Source organism: Methylobacterium jeotgali (assembly GCF_022179345.1).
Classification (GTDB): domain Bacteria; phylum Pseudomonadota; class Alphaproteobacteria; order Rhizobiales; family Beijerinckiaceae; genus Methylobacterium; species Methylobacterium jeotgali.
The window spans coordinates 1-1,085 of record NZ_BPQR01000107.1; the positions used below are offsets into that span (position 1 = coordinate 1).

Here is a 1,085-nt window from a genome sequence, read left to right on the forward strand (position 1 = left end):
GTCTCCGGCTGTTCGATTTTGCCTGCGTCGGGTCCGACGGCGAGCGCGGTTGCGGAGGGGGCGGAGGTCGCGACGGCGGACGGGGTCCTGGCGCGCTACGAGCTGATCGACATCACGCCGGCGGTGGTCGAGTCCCTGCGCACGCGCCCCCTCGACAGCCTGCTCGCCTCCTTCGGCGACCACCGCCCCTCGCTGGAGCCGGTGATCGGCGTCGGCGACTACGTGGCCGTCTCGGTCTGGGAGGCGGGCTCGGGCGGCCTGTTCTCGGGTCCGCTGATCGCCGACCGCTTCTCGGCCGGCTCGAAGTCGGCGCTGATCCCCGAGCAGGTCGTCTCCCGCGACGGCGCCATCTCGGTGCCCTATGCCGGGCGCATCCAGGTCGCCGGACGCAGGCCCCAGGACGTCCAGGCCCTGATCGAGGCCGAGCTCGCCGGCAAGGCCATCCAGCCCCAGGTCCTGGTCTCGGTCACCAAGCCCGTCTCCCAGACCGTCACCGTCACCGGCGAGGTCACCGCCGGCGCCCGCGTGCCGCTCTCGGGCAAAGGCGATCGCCTCCTCGACGTCGTCGCCTCCGCCGGCGGCGTGCGCGCGGCCGTCTCCGAGACCTTCGTGCGGCTCTCGCGCGGCACCACCACCGCCACCGTGCCGATGACCACCGTCGTCTCGAACCCGCGCGAGAACATCTACCTGCGCCCCGGCGACGTCCTCACCCTGGTGCGCGACCCTCAGACCTTCCTGGCGGTGGGCGCGCTGGGCAACTCCACTGAGCTGCCCTTCTCGGCCGAGGGCATCACGCTCGCCCAGGCGCTCGCCAAGTCCCGCGGCCTCTCCGACTTCCAGGCCGACCCGCAAGGCACCTTCGTCTTCCGCTTCGAGCCGGCCGCCATCGTGCGCCGCCTCAAGCCCGGATCGCCCCTGCTCGGGACCCCGCTGGTGCCGGTCGTCTACCGCATCAACATGAAGGACCCCAACAGCCTGTTCGTCACCCAGGCCTTCCGCATGCGCAACCGCGACCTCGTCTACGTCTCCAACGCCCCCTTCACCGAGGTCCAGAAGGTCCTCTCCGTCTTCTCCGCCGCCATCAC

The 1,085-nt window shown here is 71.7% G+C and carries 1 protein-coding gene; it reads left to right on the forward strand.

Annotation, left to right across the window (positions count from 1 at the left end; all coding sequences use genetic code 11):
- A partial coding sequence (locus MFF04_RS21740) for a polysaccharide biosynthesis/export family protein (protein ID WP_238279080.1) occupies nucleotides 1-1,085 on the forward strand: 1,085 nt, incomplete at both ends.